The organism is Mycobacterium branderi, from assembly GCF_010728725.1.
GTDB classification, from domain to species: domain Bacteria; phylum Actinomycetota; class Actinomycetes; order Mycobacteriales; family Mycobacteriaceae; genus Mycobacterium; species Mycobacterium branderi.
The window spans coordinates 3,216,666-3,236,076 of record NZ_AP022606.1 but is presented as its reverse complement, the minus strand read 5'-3'; the positions used below and the strand labels follow the sequence as shown (position 1 = coordinate 3,236,076).

General features: G+C 66.1%; 2 pseudogenes. Both read right to left on the bottom strand.

Features of this window, described 5'->3' with window-relative positions:
* Nucleotides 1-12 precede the first annotated feature (12 nt).
* Nucleotides 13-765: pseudogene (locus G6N47_RS30165) on the bottom strand (condensation domain-containing protein); the annotation flags it as partial.
* Nucleotides 716-19,183, bottom strand: a pseudogene (locus tag G6N47_RS16235) (amino acid adenylation domain-containing protein). The pseudogenes G6N47_RS16235 and G6N47_RS30165, both read right to left, overlap by 50 nt.
* Nucleotides 19,184-19,411: the final 228 nt, after the last annotated feature.

Here is a 19,411-nt window from a genome sequence, read left to right as displayed (position 1 = left end):
ACCAACCGCCACATCGCAACTCGCGCTCAGCTTGGCCAACAACACCGCCAACGCCGCCTGCACCACCATGAAACTGGTCGCATTGTGCTCCCGGGCCACCCGCGCCACCCGCTGCTGCAACTGCGCCGACCAATCCACCTCCACCCGGGCACCACGCTGATCAGCCACCGCCGGATACGGCCGATCCGTAGGCAGATCAACACGTTCAGCCATACCCGCCAACGCATCCTGCCAATACGCCAACTGCGCACCAATCACACTGTCCGGATCATCCAAATCACCGAACTGGGCGCGCTGCCACAACGTGTAATCGGCATACTGCACCGCCAACGGCGCCCACCCCGGCGCCCGCCCCGCACACCGAGCGGCATACGCCACCCCCAAATCACGCACCAACGGAGTAACCGACCACCCATCAGCAGCGATATGGTGCACCACCGCCACCAACACATGCTCGTCATCGCCAACACGGAAAAGCCGCGCCCGCAACGGAATCTCGACAGCCAAATCAAAACAATGCCCCGCCGTCGCCTCGACCGCCTCCTGCAACCGGCCTACCGGCCACCCAGTCGCATCAACAACCTGCCAACCGAAATCAGCCCGCTCCACCGGCACCACCAACTGCCGGGCAACACCGCCAACCACCGGGAACACCGTCCGCAAACTCTCATGACGACCCACCACATCGGCCAACGCCGCACCCAACGCCCCCACATCAGCCCGCCCAACCAGCCGCAACACCACCGCCATGTTGTAAACCGGCGAAGGCCCCTGCAACTGATCGACAAACCACAACCGAGACTGCGCAAACGACAACGGCACCACCGCCGGCCGCTGCACCGCCGTCAACGGCGCCAACCCACCCCCACCCCTCACCAAGACGCGGCACCAACCGCGCCACCGTCGGCGCCTCAAACACCACACGCACCGAAACATCAACACCCAAAACAGCATTAACCGCCGCCACCAAACGCATCGCCGAAATGCTGTCCCCACCCAAATCGAAGAAGGAGTCGTCGACGCCGACCCTGTCGAGCCCGAGCACCTGGGCGTAGATACCGGCCAAGATCTCCTCGGTCGGGCCGGCCGGAGCCCGATACACCTGCCCACGGTAATCCGGCGCCGGCAACGCCCGAACATCAAGCTTGCCGTTAACCGTCAACGGGATCGCATCAAGGGCCACCACCGCCGCAGGCACCATCCACCCCGGCAACCGCGCCGCCAACTGCTCACGCAACCCACCCGAATCCGCATCACCAGTGAAATAACCCACCAACCGCCGATCACCAGCACGGTCCTCACGAACCACCACCACCGCCGAATCCACCCCCGCACAACCACTTAACGCAGCCTGAACCTCCCCCAACTCAATCCGATACCCACGAACCTTGACCTGCTCATCAACCCGCCCCACATACTCCAACTGCCCATCACCACGCCACCGCACCAAATCCCCCGTGCGATACATCCGCTGCCCAACCCCACCAAACGGACACGCCACAAACCGAGCCGCAGACAACCCAGCCCGCCCCCAATACCCAACCCCCACCCCCAAACCAGCCACATACAACTCCCCCACCACCCCCACCGGCACCCGCCGCAACCACCCATCCAACACAAACAACGCCGCGGTCGATGCCGGCGCACCGATGGGCACCACATCGGCGCCGACCGGCAACGGGGTGCTCATCGAGGCATACACGGTGGCCTCGGTGGGCCCGTAGGCGTTGATCACCACCCGCCCCGGCGCCCAGCGATCGACCACCTCGGCCGGGCACGGCTCACCACCGAGCAGCAACGCCACCGACTCCAAACCCTGCGGCGACAACGCACCCACCGCCGACGGAGTCTGCGTCAACACATTGACCTGTTCACCAATCAGCAAGTCGTGAAACTCATCTGGAGAAGCTGTCACCGACTCGGGCACCACCACCAGCCGGTGACCGCCAAGCAGGGCAGCCCAGATCTCCCACACCGAAAAGTCGAACGCATACGAATGACACTGCGTCCACACCTGCGCCGCCGGCAGATCCGGGGGCATCGACCGCGCCAAGTGAGCCAGGTTGCGGTGGGTGACCGCCACCCCTTTGGGCACCCCGGTCGTGCCCGAGGTGTAAATCAGATACGCAATATCGTCGGCGCCCGGCGCCGGCAGCGCCGTAACAGGCTGCCCACCAAGCCCAACATCATCAACATCGACAACCGCCACCCCATACCCGGCCACCCGCTGCGCCAACGCGGCCGTGGTGATCACCGCGACCGGCGCGGCATCGCTGAGCATGAACTCGACCCGCGCATCAGGCAATGCCGCATCGATCGGCAGATAAGCCGCACCAGACTTGAGCACCGCCAGCATCGCCACCACCGCCTGCGCGGAGCGCTCCAACAGCAGCGCCACACACTGCCCCGCACCCACCCCACGGCCAACCAACAGATGCGCCAACCGATTCGCGGCCTCATCCAGCTCCCGATACGTCAACGACACCGCACCACAGCTGATCGCCACCGCCTCCGGAGCGCGCACCACATGCTCGGCCACCAACACCGGAACCGACACCGCCGTCACCGGCCGGCTCAACACCGCCCGATTACCCACCACATCCAACCCGGCATGCTCAGCCTCACCCAGCACATCCACCGACGAGAGCGCTCGGGTCGGGTCCGCGGCCATCGCCGCCAGCACCCGCTCCAAGCGCTCCACCAACAACCGAACACTGGCGGCGTCAAACACATCGGTGCGAAACTCCACCATCCCGCAAATCCCGGCGGGCTCACCGGAGTCGGTGAAACGTTCGGCCAACGAAAACGACAGATCCATGCGGGCGGTATGAGTGTCGATCGGCACCTCGCTGACCTGCATATCACCCAACGCCAACCCGCCAACAGCATCCCCGCCACCCCCGGGCACGTTCTGCCAACCCAACATCACCTGCACCAGCGGATGATGCGCCAAGCTCCGAGCCGGATTGAGCCGCTCCACCAACACCTCGAACGGCACATCCTGATGCTCATAAGCGGCCAGGCTGCGCGCCCGCACCTGCCCCAAAACCTCAGCAACACTCGGATCGCCGGCCACATCGACCCGCAACACCAACGTATTGACAAAAAACCCGACCAACTCATCCAAAGCCGGATCACGCCGCCCGGCAATCGGGAAACCAACCGCCACATCGCAACTCGCGCTCAGCTTGGCCAACAACACCGCCAACGCCGCCTGCACCACCATGAAACTGGTCGCATTGTGCTCCCGGGCCACCCGCGCCACCCGCTGCTGCAACTGCGCCGACCAATCCACCTCCACCCGGGCACCACGCTGATCAGCCACCGCCGGATACGGCCGATCCGTAGGCAGATCAACACGTTCAGCCATACCCGCCAACGCATCCTGCCAATACGCCAACTGCGCACCAATCACACTGTCCGGATCATCCAAATCACCGAACTGGGCGCGCTGCCACAACGTGTAATCGGCATACTGCACCGCCAACGGCGCCCACCCCGGCGCCCGCCCCGCACACCGAGCGGCATACGCCACCCCCAAATCACGCACCAACGGAGTAACCGACCACCCATCAGCAGCGATATGGTGCACCACCGCCACCAACACATGCTCGTCATCGCCAACACGGAAAAGCCGCGCCCGCAACGGAATCTCGACAGCCAAATCAAAACAATGCCCCGCCGTCGCCTCGACCGCCTCCTGCAACCGGCCTACCGGCCACCCAGTCGCATCAACAACCTGCCAACCGAAATCAGCCCGCTCCACCGGCACCACCAACTGCCGGGCAACACCGCCAACCACCGGGAACACCGTCCGCAAACTCTCATGACGACCCACCACATCGGCCAACGCCGCACCCAACGCCCCCACATCAGCCCGCCCAACCAGCCGCAACACCACCGCCATGTTGTAAACCGGCGAAGGCCCCTGCAACTGATCGACAAACCACAACCGAGACTGCGCAAACGACAACGGCACCACCGCCGGCCGCTGCACCGCCGTCAACGGCGCCAACCCACCCCCACCCTCACCAAGACGCGGCACCAACCGCGCCACCGTCGGCGCCTCAAACACCACACGCACCGAAACATCAACACCCAAAACAGCATTAACCGCCGCCACCAAACGCATCGCCGAAATGCTGTCCCCACCCAAATCGAAGAAGGAGTCGTCGACGCCGACCCTGTCGAGCCCGAGCACCTGGGCGTAGATACCGGCCAAGATCTCCTCGGTCGGGCCGGCCGGAGCCCGATACACCTGCCCACGGTAATCCGGCGCCGGCAACGCCCGAACATCAAGCTTGCCGTTAACCGTCAACGGGATCGCATCAAGGGCCACCACCGCCGCAGGCACCATCCACCCCGGCAACCGCGCCGCCAACTGCTCACGCAACCCACCCGAATCCGCATCACCAGTGAAATAACCCACCAACCGCCGATCACCAGCACGGTCCTCACGAACCACCACCACCGCCGAATCCACCCCCGCACAACCACTTAACGCAGCCTGAACCTCCCCCCAACTCAATCCGATACCCACGAACCTTGACCTGCTCATCAACCCGCCCCACATACTCCAACTGCCCATCACCACGCCACCGCACCAAATCCCCCGTGCGATACATCCGCTGCCCAACCCCACCAAACGGACACGCCACAAACCGAGCCGCAGACAACCCAGCCCGCCCCCAATACCCAACCCCCACCCCAAACCAGCCACATACAACTCCCCCACCACCCCCACCGGCACCCGCCGCAACCACCCATCCAACACAAACAACGCCGCGCCTGGCACGCATGAACCGATCGGCGGCGTCCCCGCCCCTGGTGCCAATGGCACACTGGCCGTTGCGAACACGGTTGTTTCGGTGGGGCCGTAGACGTTGAGCACCACCCGCCCCGGCGCCCAGCGATCCACCAATGCGGTGGGACACGGCTCAGCTCCGACCACCAATGCCGCCGACTCCAAACCCTGCGGCGACAACGCACTCAGCGCCGACGGAGTCTGCGTCAGGACGCTGACGCGCTCTGTGACGAGTAAGTCGTGGAAGTCTTTTGCTGAGCGTGTCACCGAATCGGGGACCACCACCAGCCGGCCACCGAAGAACAGTGCGCCCCAGATCTCCCACACCGAAAAGTCGAACGCATACGAATGGAACTGTGTCCACACCTGTCCGGCGTGTGGGTGCAGGCCGGCGTCGAACGAGTCGAACAGTCGGGTGACGTTGTGGTGGGTGACGGCAACGCCTTTAGGGACACCGGTAGTGCCCGATGTGTAGATGATGTGGGCGAGGTCGTCGGGCGCTGGTGCCGGCAGCGCCGTAACAGGCTGCCCACCAAGCCCAGCATCATCAACATCGACAACCTGTATCTCACAGCCGTCGAGTCGCCCGGCGAGCTCAGCGGTGGTGATCGCGACGATCGGTTCGGCGTCGTCGATCATGAACCGGATGCGGGCCGGCGGTACCGCTGGGTCGATCGGCAGATAGGCCGCACCGGACTTGAGCACCGCCAGAATTGCGACGACCGCCTCGGCCGATCGGGTAAACAGCAGCGCCACCCGCTCGCCCGGACCTACACCTCGCTCAGCGAGCAAGTGCGCCAACCGATTCGCGGCCTCATCCAGCTCCCGATACGTCAACGAGCGACCCTGGCAGCTCAGTGCCACCGCATCCGGTGTGCGGGTCACCTGTTCGGCGAACAACACCGGAATCGTCGCTCCGGACGTAGGCCGGTTCAGCACTGCCCGATTACCCCAGCCGTCCAGCCGGGCGTGCTCGTCAGCATCGAGCAGATCCATCGACGAGAGCGCTCGGGTCGGGTTCGCGGTCATCGCCGCCAGCACCCGCTCCAACCGGCCGACGAGTGATTCGATGTATTCGGGGTCGAACACCTCGGTGTCGTATTCGACACGCAGGCCAAGTTCGTGACCGGGGATGGCTTGCATTGTCAGCGGGTAGTCGGTCGATTCGCGGCTGGTGAACCCGGTGATGGCCGGCCCGTCGACCCCCGACATTGCGCTGGTTTCGATGGGGTAGTTCTCGAACACCATCAGGGTGTCGAACAGTTGGTCGTGGCCGGTGATGCGGTGAATCTCGTTCAGCGATAGATGTTGGTGCTCAAGGGTGTTGGCGTGGACTCGCTGCAGTTGGTCGAGCAGTTCGACGGTTGTGGTTTCGGCGGTGATGCGCGCCCGCATCGGTATCGTGTTGATCAGCAAACCGACCATCGAGTCCGCGCCGGGCACCTCGGCGGGCCGGCCGGAGACCGTGGTGCCGAATGCGACATCGTGCTGGCCGGTCAGCCACGTCAGCAGCTGCGCCCAGCCGGCCTGCAGCACGGTGTTGAGCGTGGTGTGGTGTGCGCGGGCCAGTTCGTTGAGCGAGCCAGTGATGTTCTCGGGCAGTCGATATGAGAGGACGCCTCGCTGCGCCGGCTTTGGGTTTTGCGGCGGGCCGACCAGAGTGGGGGTGTCAAATCCCGCCAGCACTTCGCGCCAGGCAGTGCGGGCACCTTCATGGTCACGCTCGGCCAGCCACGTGATGAACCTGCGGAATGGCACCGCGGCGGGCAGCCGTTGTCCGTGATAGCCGGCAAAGATTTCCTGCAGCAGGATTGGCAGCGACCAACCATCGAGCACGATGTGGTGATTGGTCAGCACGAAGCGGTGCCGTTCCGGCGCGGTGCGGATCAACGCGACCCGAAAAGCCGGCGGATTGGCCAGGTCGCAGACCGCGGCGCGTTCGGCGGCGCAGAGCTGTTCGATTTGTTCGTCGGGGGCGGCGTTATTCTCAAGATCGACGTATCGCCAAGGGGCTTCGGGATTGGCCGGGATGAGCTGCACCGGCGGGTCGAACTGTTCGCAGAATCGGGCCGCCAGTTGCGGATGGCGGTTGATCACCGCGTGCACCGCATCGCGTAGCCGTTGATGATCGAGCCGGCCGCTCAAGGTGATATCCAGTTGCACCGCATAGAGATCGCGGTCGTGCCCACTGCGGGCGTGAAAGAGCAGGCCCTGCTGCAAGGGCGTCAGCGGTAATACGTCCACGATGGGATAGTGGCGCTCGAGCTCGTCGATCTGCGGCTGGCTCAGGCGGGCCGGGGCGATATCCGACGGGGTGAGGCCGCCGCCACCGGCCCGCACGTGCGCACAGATTCCGGACAGGGCGTCGACCCACAGCCGGCTCAGCCGGCTGGCCTGAGTTTCAGTGAAACACGATGGCGCCCAAGCTAAGTCGGCGTGCAGGTGCGGGCCGGCGTCGGTATCGACGGTGCCCGCGTTGAGCTCCACGGTATGCGCCAACGGCATCGGTATCGCCGCGCTCGAGCCCGCGAACAACAGGCCTTCCTGGCAGATCCGCCAAACTTCGCGGGAGGCGATACCGGCGCCAAGACGCCCGAAGTAGTTGAATCCTATCGGCGGCTCGGGCTGCGCCAGGTCGACATCGCTGTTCAGATAACGCAGCACGCCGTAGGTCAGGCCGTCCGGGAGAGCGTGCAGTTGCTCTTTGGCGTCTTTGATCACCGCCCCGAGCGCCGCCTCACCGGCGATCACTTGGCTCCAGCGCAGTCCGCCCAGTTTCAGCGCCACCGGGTACTTGGTGGTGAACCACCCGACGGTGCGCGACAGGTCGACGTCGGGTGCCAGATCTTCGTGGCGGCCATGGCCCTCGACGTCGATGCCGATCGGTGCGTCACCAGTGCCCAGAAACTCCGTCAACGCCAACCCGAATGCGATCAGCAGGATGTCCTGCACCCCGGCGTGAAACGCCGCCGCTACGTCACCGAGCAGCATCGTTGTCGTCTGGGCATCCAGCGAGACTGACAGATGGCCGGCGCTCGCATAGGTATCCACGTCCGGCTGAACCGCTGGCAGTGCCGGCGGGGTCGCCACCACCTGTTTCCAGACTTCCGCGTGGGCGACGACGTCCGGAGCGTGGGCGTGCTCGCTGAGAAGCTTCGCCCACCTGGCAAATGACGTTCCGCTGGCCGGCAGCGCCACCGGTTTCCCACTGCGATGCTGGGCCCACGCAATGTTCAGGTCTCCCAACAGAATTCGCCACGACACCCCGTCGACTGCCAGGTGGTGAACGATCAATGCCAGCTGGCTCGTCGAGGCCACCCACAGCGCGCTGAGCATCACCCCGGCGGAAGGGTTCAAACGCGACCGCGCCTCGACGAGCCCCTCGTCGGACAATGCGTCGACGGTGTGCAGGCAAGCGTGTGCGTCCACCGATCCGGCCTCGGGCACTGTCAGCACCCAGCCGCCGTCGTCGATGCGCGCGCGCAGCATGGCGTGCCGATCCAGCAACGCCTGCAACAGCAGCACTGCATCCGCTTCGCATGCGTCTGGCGGGGCCTGGATCAGCACGGTTTGATTGAACTGATCCACCGGGCCGTCAATGCTGTTCAGCCAGCGCATGATCGGGGTTGGGATGACCTCGCCTACGCCCTCGTCGACCGGGCCGCCGGCACCGGCTGTGTCGGCCACCCGTGCCAGGTGGGCCACAGTCTGCTCGACGAACACATCGCGCGGCCGGAACAGCAGACCCGCGGCCCGCGCTCGCGCCACCACCTGCATCGCCGAGATGCTGTCCCCGCCCAAATCGAAGAAGGAGTCGTCGACGCCGACGCGCTCCAGCCCGAGCACTCGGGCGTAAATGCCGGCCAGGACCTCCTCGACCATCGTGGCCGGGGCGCGGTACCGGTCGCCGGTGGTGTATTCGGGGGCCGGCAGGGCGCGGGTGTCGAGTTTGCCGTTGGGTGTCAACGGCCAACTGTCCAGCGCCATGATCGCGACCGGCACCATGTACGCCGGCAGCCGCTCACCGAGTTGGGCGCGGATGTCGGTCGGGTCGGCGGTGCCGGTGATGTAGCCGACCAGGCGCTTGTCACCCGGGCGGTCCTCGCGCGCGATCACCGCCGCCTGCTCGACGCCGTCCAAAGCGATTAGCGCGGCCTGGATTTCGCCCAGCTCGATGCGATAACCGCGGATCTTGACCTGCTCGTCGACGCGGCCCAGATAATCCAGCTGCCCATCTGCGCGCCAACGCACCAAATCGCCGGTCCGATACATGCGCGCCCCCGCACCGCCGAACGGGCACGCCACGAACCGCGACGCCGTCAACGCACTACGTCCCGCATACCCGGCGGTCACCCCGGCGCCGGCCACATACAACTCGCCGACCACACCGACCGGCGCCGGCCGCAGCCAGCCATCGAGCACGAACAACGCCGCACCCGGCACCGGCGAACCGATCGGCGGCGCCCCGGACCCCGGCGTCAGCGGGGCACTGATCGCGACACACATCGTGGTCTCCGTGGGGCCGTAGGCGTTGACCATCAACCGCCCCGACGCCCACCGGTCCACCACCTCGGCCGAACATGCCTCACCGACCGTCACCAGTGCCACGGAGTCGAAGTCCTCAGGCGAAAGCACGTGCAGGGCCGACGGAGTCTGCGTCAGCACGTCGACCTGTTCGTCAATCAGCAGGGCGCGCAACTCTTCCGGGGAACCGGTCACCGCCTCGGGCGCCACCACCACCCGACCGCCACGCAACAACGCGCCAAAGATCTCCCACACCGACACGTCGAACGCCAGGGAGTGAGCGTGCAACCACACCCCCGTCGCCGGCAGACCCGCATCCAACGACCCCAGCAAACGGGTGACGTTGCGGTGGGTGACCGCAACGCCTTTCGGAACTCCGGTGGTCCCCGAGGTGTAAATCAGGTAGGCAATGTCGTCTGCGGCTGGCGCAGGCAGTGCTGTGGCGGGCTGCGCGCCAATGCAGGGGTCGTCGACGTCGACGACCGGCATGTCGAACCCGGCCAGCCGTTCCGCCAAATCCGCGGTGGTGACGGCGGCGACCGGTGTGGCATCGCCAACCACGAACCCGATGCGGGCCGCCGGCACGGTGGGGTCGATCGGCAGATATGCTGCCCCGGTTTTCAGTACCGCCAGGATCGCCACGACCGCCTCGACGGACCGCGACAATAGCAGTGCCACACACTGCCCCGATCCCGCGCCTTCGGCAACAAGCATGTGCGCCAACCGGTTCGACGCCTCGTCGAGCTCGCGGTAGGTCATCGACTGACCTTGGCAGCGAATTGCCACTGCCTCCGGTGCGCGGGCCACCCATGCTGCGAACAACTCGGGAATCGACGGCGCCGACGGTTCGGGCCGGGTCAGCACCGCCCGGTTGGCCACCGCATCCAGCCGGGCACGCTCCCTCTCGTCGAGCAGATCCACCGACGACCACATCGCCCCCGGATCGGCGGTGATGGCTTCCAGCACACGCCGCAGCCGCGCGGCCAGCTTCTCGACGCTGGCCGCGCCGAACGCGTCAGTTCGGAACTCCACCTCCCCGCCGATCCCGGCGGGCGCACCGGCCTCGGTCCAGCGCTCGGTCAGGGAGAACACCAAATCCATGCGGGCAGAACGGGTTTCCACAGGAACCGGCGTGGCCTCCAGATCGGCCAAGGTCAGCTGTGCCGGCTGGTTCTGCCATGCCAACGCCACCTGCACCAGCGGATGATGGGACAGGCTTCGCGCGGGGTTGAGCCGCTCGACCAGCACCTCGAACGGCACGTCTTGGTGTTCGTAGGCAGCCAGGGCGCGCTGTCGCACCTGAACCAAAAGCTCAGCGACACTGCGGTCTTCGGACATGTCGATCCGCAGCACCAGCGTGTTGACGAAAAACCCGACCAACTCGTCGAGGGCGGGGTCGCGGCGCCCGGCGATCGGGAAACCCACCGCCACATCAGGACTCGCGCTGAGCTTGGCCAGCAGCACGACCAACGCGGCCTGCACCACCATGAAGCTCGTCGCATTGTGCTCCCGGGCCACCCGCGCCACCCGCTGCTGCAACTCGGCCGGCCAGTCCACCGCCACGCCGGCGCCACGGTGATCGGCCACCGGCGGATAGGGCCGATCGGTGGGCAACTGCAGCCGCTCCGGCAGGCCGGCCAGGACGTCCTGCCAGTAGGCCAGCTGTGCGGCGATCGGACTCCCGCTGTCGTCCAGATCGCCGAATTGCGCGCGCTGCCAAAGCGTGTAGTCGACGTACTGCACGGGCAACGGCGCCCACTCGGGCACCCGGCCCGCCCGCCGGCTGGCATAGGCCGCACCCAGATCACGCACCAGCGGAGTGATCGACCAGCCGTCGGCGGCGATGTGGTGCACCACCGCCACCAACACATGCTCATCCTCGTCAAGACGCAAAAGCCTCGCCCGCAAAGGAATTTCAGCGGTCAAGTCGAAGGTGTGCCGTGCCGTTTCGTCGATGGCCTCTTGCAGCCGGCTGTCCGGCCACCCGGTGGCGTCGACGACGTCCCAGCCAAAATCGGCCTGCTCGACAGGCAGGACCACCTGCTGGGGTATTCCGTCGCGCGCCGAAAACACTGTCCGCAGGCTTTCGTGGCGGCTCACCGCATCGCGTAGCGCGTCACCCAAGGCGTCGACATCCAGCGGTCCCCGCAGCCGCAATGCTGTCGTCATGTTGTAGGCCGGGGACGGCCCCTGCACCTGGTCCAGAACCCAGAGCCGGGATTGGGCAAACGACAAGGGCACCACCGCCGGTCGCGGCATAGCTGCCAACGGCTCCAGCCGCCTCGCGCCGTCACCAATGTGCAGCGCCAGCTGGGCGACCGTGGGCGCGTCGAACACGGCACGCACCGCAAGCCCGGCACCCAGAGATTTGTTGATTGCGGCAACCAGACGCATTGCGGACAGCGAATCCCCGCCGAGTTCGAAGAAGGAGTCGTCGCGCCCGACCCGCTCGAGCCCGAGAACTCGGGCATAGATGCCGGTGAGGATCTCCTCGACCGCGTTGGCCGGCGCGCGATAGTCACCGCGGTTGTAGTCGGGGGCCGGCAGGGCCCGTTTGTCGAGCTTGCCGTTCACCGTCAAAGGCAGCGTCTCGATCGCCACCACTGCGGCGGGCACCATGTAGCTTGGCAGCCGCTCGGACAGCTTCTCGCGTGTGCCGGCCGGGTCCGCGGTGCCGGTGATGTAGCCAACCAGCCGTTTGTCGCCGGGGCGATCCTCGCGGGTGATCACCACCGCCTGGTCCACGCCGTCGAGCGCGTTCAGCGCCGCCTGCACCTCACCGAGTTCGATGCGATACCCACGGATCTTGACCTGCTCATCGGCACGGCCCAGATAATCCAGCTGGCCATCGGTACGCCACCGCACCAGATCGCCGGTGCGATACATCCGCTCACCGAACCCATCGAATGGGCAGGCCACAAACCGCGACGCGGTCAACCCGGGTCGCCGCACGTAGCCACATCCCACGCCGGCGCCGGCCACGTACAGCTCCCCGACTGCACCGGGCGGCACCGGGCGCAGCCAACCGTCGAGCACGAACAGCGCCGCTCCTGCTACCGGCGCACCGATAGGCACGACTCCCGAGCCGGCTGTCAGCGGCGCACTGATCGCCGCGTACACGGTGGTCTCGGTGGGACCGTAGGCGTTGATCATCATCCGCGCCGAAGCCCACCGATCCACCAGCTCGGGTGGGCAGGCCTCTCCGGCCACCACCAACGCCGCCGACTCCAAACCCTGCGGCGAGAGCATCCCCGCTGCCGAAGGCGTCTGGCATAAAACGTCGACTCGTTCGTCAATCAGCAAGGCGTGCAAGTCATCCGGCGAGCCGGCCACCGGCTCGGGGACCACCACGAGTCGCCCGCCGTGTAGCAGCGCGCCGAAGATCTCCCACACCGAGACGTCGAAGCTGTACGAGTGCCACTGCGACCACACGCCCGATGCCTGCAGGTCGGCGTCCACGGTGTCGAACAGTCGAGCCACGTTGTGGTGAGTGATGGCAACCCCTTTGGGCACGCCGGTGGTACCCGAGGTGTAGATCAGGTAGGCGACGTCGTCGGGGGCCGGCGCCGGCAGCGCGGTGACGGGCTGGGCCTCCAGTGCGGGATCATCGATATCGATGACTCGCAGGTCGCATCCGTCCAGCCGGGATCGCAGCCCGGTTGTGCTGAGCGCGACGATCGGTGCGGCATCGGCCACCATGAACAGGATGCGCGCCAGCGGCAACGCCGGGTCGATCGGCAGGTAGGCCGCCCCGGTCTTCAGCACTGCCAGGATGGCGACGACGGCCTCTGCCGACCGCGAAAATAGCAGTGCCACATACTGTCCCGGGCCTACGCCGTGGTCGGCCAGCAGGTGCGCCAACCGGTTCGACGTCTCGTCGAGCTCGCGGTAGGTCATGGAACGGCCCTCGTAGCTGACCGCCACTGCCTGCGGAGTGCGCGCGACCTGTTCGGTGAACAACTCCGGAACCGATGCTGCGTGCGGTGCGGGCCGGGTCAACACGGTCCGGTTGCCCCACTCACGCAGCCGGGCATGCTCACCGGCATCCAAGACATCCATCGCCGAGAGCCGCCGGGCCGGGTCGACGGTCATCGCGACCAGTGTGCGCTGCAGCCGCTCGATCAGTGTCTGGATGCCGGCCTGGCCGAACAGGTCGGTGTCGTATTCGACGCGCAGGCTTAGTTGCTCGCCGGGCAGGGCCTGCACCGCAAGCGGGTAGTGGTTGTACTCGTGGTTGCTGAATTCGGTGATGGTCAACCCGTCGGCGCCCGACAAGGCGCCCGTGTCGATCGGATAGTTCTCGAACACGAATAGGGTGTCGAACAGCTGGTCGTGGCCCGTGACGCGGTGAATGTCGCCGAGTCCCAGATGCTGATGCTCGAGTGTGTCGTTGTACGCAGCTTGCAGCCGTCCCAACAGATCTGCGGTAGTGGTTGCAGACGTGATCTGCGCGCGGACCGGCACCGTGTTGATGAACAGGCCCACCATCGAATCCGCGCCGGCGATCTCGGCTGGCCTGCCAGAGACCGCGATACCGAAGGCGACGTCGTGCTGTCCGGTCAGCGTGGTCAGCAGCAACGCCCAGCCGCCCTGCAGCACGGTGTTGACGGTGGTGTGATGCGCCCGCGCCAGCTCAGCGAGGGCGCGCGTGATCGGCTCGGGTACCCCGAAGGTGGCGACGGCGCGCCGCCCCGGCTCCAGCCGATCTGGCGGGCCGACCAAGGTGGGGGTGTCAAAACCGGCAAACACGTTGCGCCACAACGCTTGGGCGCTGGCAACGTCGCGCTCGGCCAGCCAGGTGACGAAGCGGCGGTACGGCACTGCGGGGGCGAGCCGCTGCTGGTGATAGCCGGCGAATATTTCCTGCACCAGGATCGGCAGCGACCACCCGTCCAGCACGATGTGGTGATAGCTCAGCACAAGCAGGTGCCGATCTTCGGCGGTGCGAAGCAGCGCGGCCCGAAACGCCGGCTGGTCGGCGAACTCGCATACCGCGGCGCGTTCGGCCGCACGCACCTGCCGGATCTGCTCGTCGATGTCGGCGTCGAGTTCCAGGTAGCGCCATGGCATCTCGGGATCGGCGGGAATGAGTTGCACCGGTTCGTCGAATTGTTGGCGGAATCGGGCGGCCAAGTTGGGATGCCGGGTCACCACGGTGTGCACGGCGTCGCGCAGCCGCTGCTGGTCGAGCGGGCCGCTCAACGTGATCTCCAGCTGCATCGCGTAGACGTCGTCGTTGCCCTGCGCGGTGCTGGCATGAAACAGCAGGCCCTGTTGCATCGGGGTCAGCGGCAACACATCGGCGATCCGGTAGTGCCGCTGCAGTTCGTCGATCTCGTGCTGGCTCAGGCGGGCGGGGGCGATATCCGAGGGCGTCAGCCCGCCTCCGCCGCGGCGCACATGCGCGCAGATCCCCGCGAGTGCGTCGAACCACAACCGGCTCAACTCACCGATTTGCGCCTCATCCAATACCGAGGACGCCCAGATCCAGTCGGCGTGCAGCTGCGGACCGGAATCGGTGTCCACCGTGGCGGCGTTGAGCTCCACGGTGTGCATCAGCGGCATGGGCACCGCGGATGCGGCGCCGGTGAGCGACACGCCTTCCTCGCTGATTCGCCAAAGATCGTCGGCCTCGGCGGCCGAAAGACCGAGCCGCCCAAGGTAGTTGAAGCCGATCGGCGGGTCCGAGCCGGCCAAGTCGACCTCGGTGTTCAGGTAACGCAGCACACCGTAGGTCAGCTCGTTAGGCAGGGCGCGCAGCTGCTCCTTGACGTCTTTGAGTACGGCTCCCAGCCCGGCCTCGCCGGCCACCACCTGCCCCCAGGACAGCCCCGTCAGATTCAGCGACACCGGATATTTGGTGGTGAACCAGCCCACCGTGCGCGACAGGTCGACATCGGCAGCGAGTTCCTCGTGCCTGCCATGACCCTCCACGTCGACGCCGATCGGCGCCCCACCAGCGCGGAAGAACTCCGTCAACGCCAACCCGAACGCGATCAGCAGGATGTCGTGCACCCCGGCGTGAAACGCCGCCGGCACCTCGGCCAGCAGCATGCGGGTGGTTTCCACATCCAGCTCCGTCGACAGGTGCCCGGCGCTTTCATAGGTATCGACCTCCGGGCGCACCGCCGGCAGCACCGCAGGCGCCGTCGCCGCCTGCCGCCACGCCTCGACCTGTGCCAGCGCATCCGGGTGGCACGCGTACTCGGCGAGCAGCGATGACCACCGCGCAAACGACGTCTCCGGAGTCGGCAACGCGATCGGCTGGCCCGCCCGGTGCTGGGTCCAGGCAGTGTTGAGGTCTTCCAACAGGATTCGCCACGACACCCCGTCGACGGCGAGATGATGAATGATCAACGCCAGCTGGCCCGCCGAGGCCACCCACAGCGCGCTGAGCATCACCCCGGCGGCCGGGTTCAACCGGGATCGCGCCGCCGTCACCGCCTGTACCGACAACACGTCCACCGAGTGCAGGCAGTCGCCAGCCTGCACAGACCCGGCGTCGGGCACCCACAGTGACCAATCCCCGTCGCCGCCATCCGTGACGCGCGCCCGCAACATGGCGTGCCGATCCAGCAGCGCCTGCAACAGCGTCACCACATCGGCCTCGCTCACCCCCGGCGGGGCCTGCAAGAGCATCGTTTGGTTGAACTGATCCACCGGGCCGGGCACGCCGGCCAGCCAGCGCATGATCGGGGTGGCCAGCACCTGTCCGATGCCCTCGTCGACGGGGCCGCCAGCGGCGTCGGCCACCCGGGTCACCCGGGCCAGCCGGGCCACGGTCTGCTCGACGAACACATCACGCGGCCGACACAACAGACCGGCGGCGCGTGCCTGCGAGGCCACCTGCATCGACAAGATGGAATCGCCGCCGAGTTCGAAGAAGGAGTCGTCGACGCCGACTCGCTCGAGCCCGAGGACTTTGGCGTAGATGCCGGCCAGCAGTTCTTCGATGGCGTTGGCCGGGGCGCGGTAGCGATCGGCGTCGGCGTATTCCGGTGCCGGCAGCGCCCGCTTGTCGAGTTTCCCGTTGACCGTCAACGGGATAACGTCAAGCGCCACAATGGCCGCCGGCACCATATAGGCGGGCAACCGTTCGGCCAGTGCGGCACGCGCGGTCACCGGGTCGACGGTGCCGGTCACGTATCCCACCAACCGCTTGTCACCTGGGCGGTCCTCGCGGGCTATCACCGCGGCCTGATCTACTCCCTCAAGCGCACTCAGCGCGGCCTGCACCTCGCCGAGTTCGATGCGATATCCGCGGATCTTGACCTGCTCGTCGGCGCGCCCCAAATAGCTCAACTGCCCATCAGCATCCCAACGCACCAGATCCCCGGTGCGATACATCCGCTGCCCCGGCGCCCCGAACGGGCACGCCACAAACCGCGACGACGTCAACCCCGCGCGGCGCACATAGCCATATGCCAGCCCGGCACCGGCCACATACAGCTCGCCGACGACACCGGCGGGCACCGGACGCAACCATCCGTCCAGCACGAAAAACCCGAGGTGGGCCAACGGGACCCCCACCGGGCTGGCGGGACTGTCGATGTCGCCAGGAGTGATTTCGCGCAACGATGCATGCACCGTGGTCTCGGTGGTGCCGTACATGTTGATCAGACGCGGCAATCCCGGGTGGTTGTCGCTCCACGTCCGAAGACGTTGCGGCTCAAGCGCTTCCCCGGCAAACACCACCGTCTCGAGCTTGAGCTGACGACCCAATTCCGGTGCCAGCGCATCAGCAGTCTGCAACGCATAAAACGCCGACGGCGTCTGGCTCAATACGTTGACTTGTTCGGCGACAAGCAAGGCATGGAAGTCTTCCGGCGAGCGGGCCACCACCTCGGGCACCACCACCAGTCGCCCACCGCTCAGCAGCGCACCGAAGATTTCCCACACCGAGACGTCAAAAGCCAACGAATGCCACTGCGACCACACCGCGGTGCGCTCCACGTCGTCGTCGACGGATTCCAGCAGGTGAGTCACGTTGGAGTGGGTGACGGCCACTCCTTTGGGCACGCCCGTGGTGCCCGAGGTGTAGATGACGTACGCGACGTCATCAGCAGTCGCCACCGGCAAAGCAGAACTGGGCTGCGCACTCATCGCCGGGTCATCGACATCGATGACGTGTACGTCGAAACCATCCAGCCGATCGGCTAACCGGGCAGTGGTGATTGCTGCGACGGGCGCGGCATCGCGTACGACGAACTCGACCCGGGCCGCCGGGACCGCCGGATCGATCGGCACATAGGCCGCCCCCGTCTTCAGGACCGCCAAAATCGCCGCGACCGCTTCAGCGGAGCGAGGCAACAGCAGCGCGACGCACTGGCCGGGGCCCACACCGTGGTGGGTCAGCAGGTGCGCCAACCTGTTCGACGCCTCATCGAGTTGCCGGTATGTCATCGACAGGCCCTCGAAGGTCACCGCCACCGCATCGGGAACGCGGGCGACCTGCGCGGCAAACAGGGCCGGAATCGACGACGGCGCAGTCGGCGGCGCAGTCAACACCGCCTCGTTGCCCCACCCGTGCAGTCGGGCGCGCTCACCGGCATCCACTACCTCGATTGACGACAGCGCTCGCGCCGGGTCGGCGGTCATCGCGAGCATGACCCGTTCCAGCCGGCCCACTAGACCGTGGACATCACAATCGGCAAGCAATTGTCCCGGCCCGGCGGTGTCGAGAAAAAGTTGATCCTCGGCGCGGATAAACCACAGCTCGAGCTGATCCTCGAAGCCAGAATGGGTGACGGCTCCAGATCCAGCCGCACCGCCGAAATCCGCTAGGCGCGTGGTCGGAATGAAATTCAGGAGAACCCGATTCGACGGCTGCTGGGAGCCGCGCGGCCGCGACCTGTTCTCGAGAACACGCACTGGGAAACGCTGATGCTCCAGCGCCTCCTGCATTCGCGCATCGACGTGTTCGCAAAAAGCGGCCACCGCCTGCCATGGGGAAGCCTTCAAAACCAGTGGTACAACCCCGGAAACCATCCCGGGCACCGTGGTGGTTTCCGGAAGCACCCGTCTGCTCACCGGAAAGTCGAACACCACCTCCGAGCCCTCGACGTCGCACCCTCGCACCAGCAGCGCGCAGGCCGCGGTGATCACCGAGGCTCGACGCACCCCCAGCGCCCGCGACAATTGGGTGATCTCCGCAACGACGTCGGGGCCCAATTGAACGGGCGCAGAGGACTCGCCGGCGTCGCGCCCGCCGGCCGTACGCGCCGGCTGGTAACGCGGTTGGCTTTCAGGCGGAAGGTTGTTGGCCCAATAGGTCTTGTCAGCGAGGTAATCGGCCGAGGCCTCGTAGTCCGACTCGCATTCGACCAAGCTTCTCAGCGACCCGAAAAAGGCGGGCGGAACCGGCGTCCCCGAGGCCATCGCAGAATAGACGGTCGCAATCCGATGCGAAATAAGGCCAATGCCGATCCCGTCTATCACCAAATGATGGCAGCACACGAACAAATAGAATTCATCGATCGCGGTTTGGAACAGCGCAAATTTGAATAGCGGCCCGGTCAGCGGCATCAGCGTGCGCTGAATCGAATACGCCAGCCGATATGCGTCTCGCGCGGGGTCGTGCGAGCCCGTGAGGTCGTAGCGAGCGAGCTCGACGTCCGGATAATCAACGGCCTTTTGGAAAACGCGGCCATCAACCTCGAAAAAGGTAGCTCTGAGCGGTTCGGCCTCGGCCACCACTTGACGGACCGCCTTGGCAAGCAACTCGGGGTCGAGGACGCCCTCGATTCGCCCGAGCATGCCCAGCTGCCACTTGGCGTCTAAGGTGCCCGTTTCCTGCGCAAGCCAGATGTCGAGCTGGCTCCGCGTAAGCGGCAATGCACGATCATCAAGTGCCATCGAGGCTTTCACCACTTACGGTGTGAAAGCCCGCCCCCAGCCAACGTCCCCCCAGACTCTTCTGTCATATATCGGTCCAGCTGTTCGGTCAGATCGATGCTCACCAGCTCTCCAGACGTCTAGTCGACACGCGTCGAACGAACCATACTGGAGGCCACAGCTTTGGTCCGCTTTTTTGTAAAAGCTTCCAGGTTCCCGGAATGTGACCTGCCTCACAAAGGCGTGAGC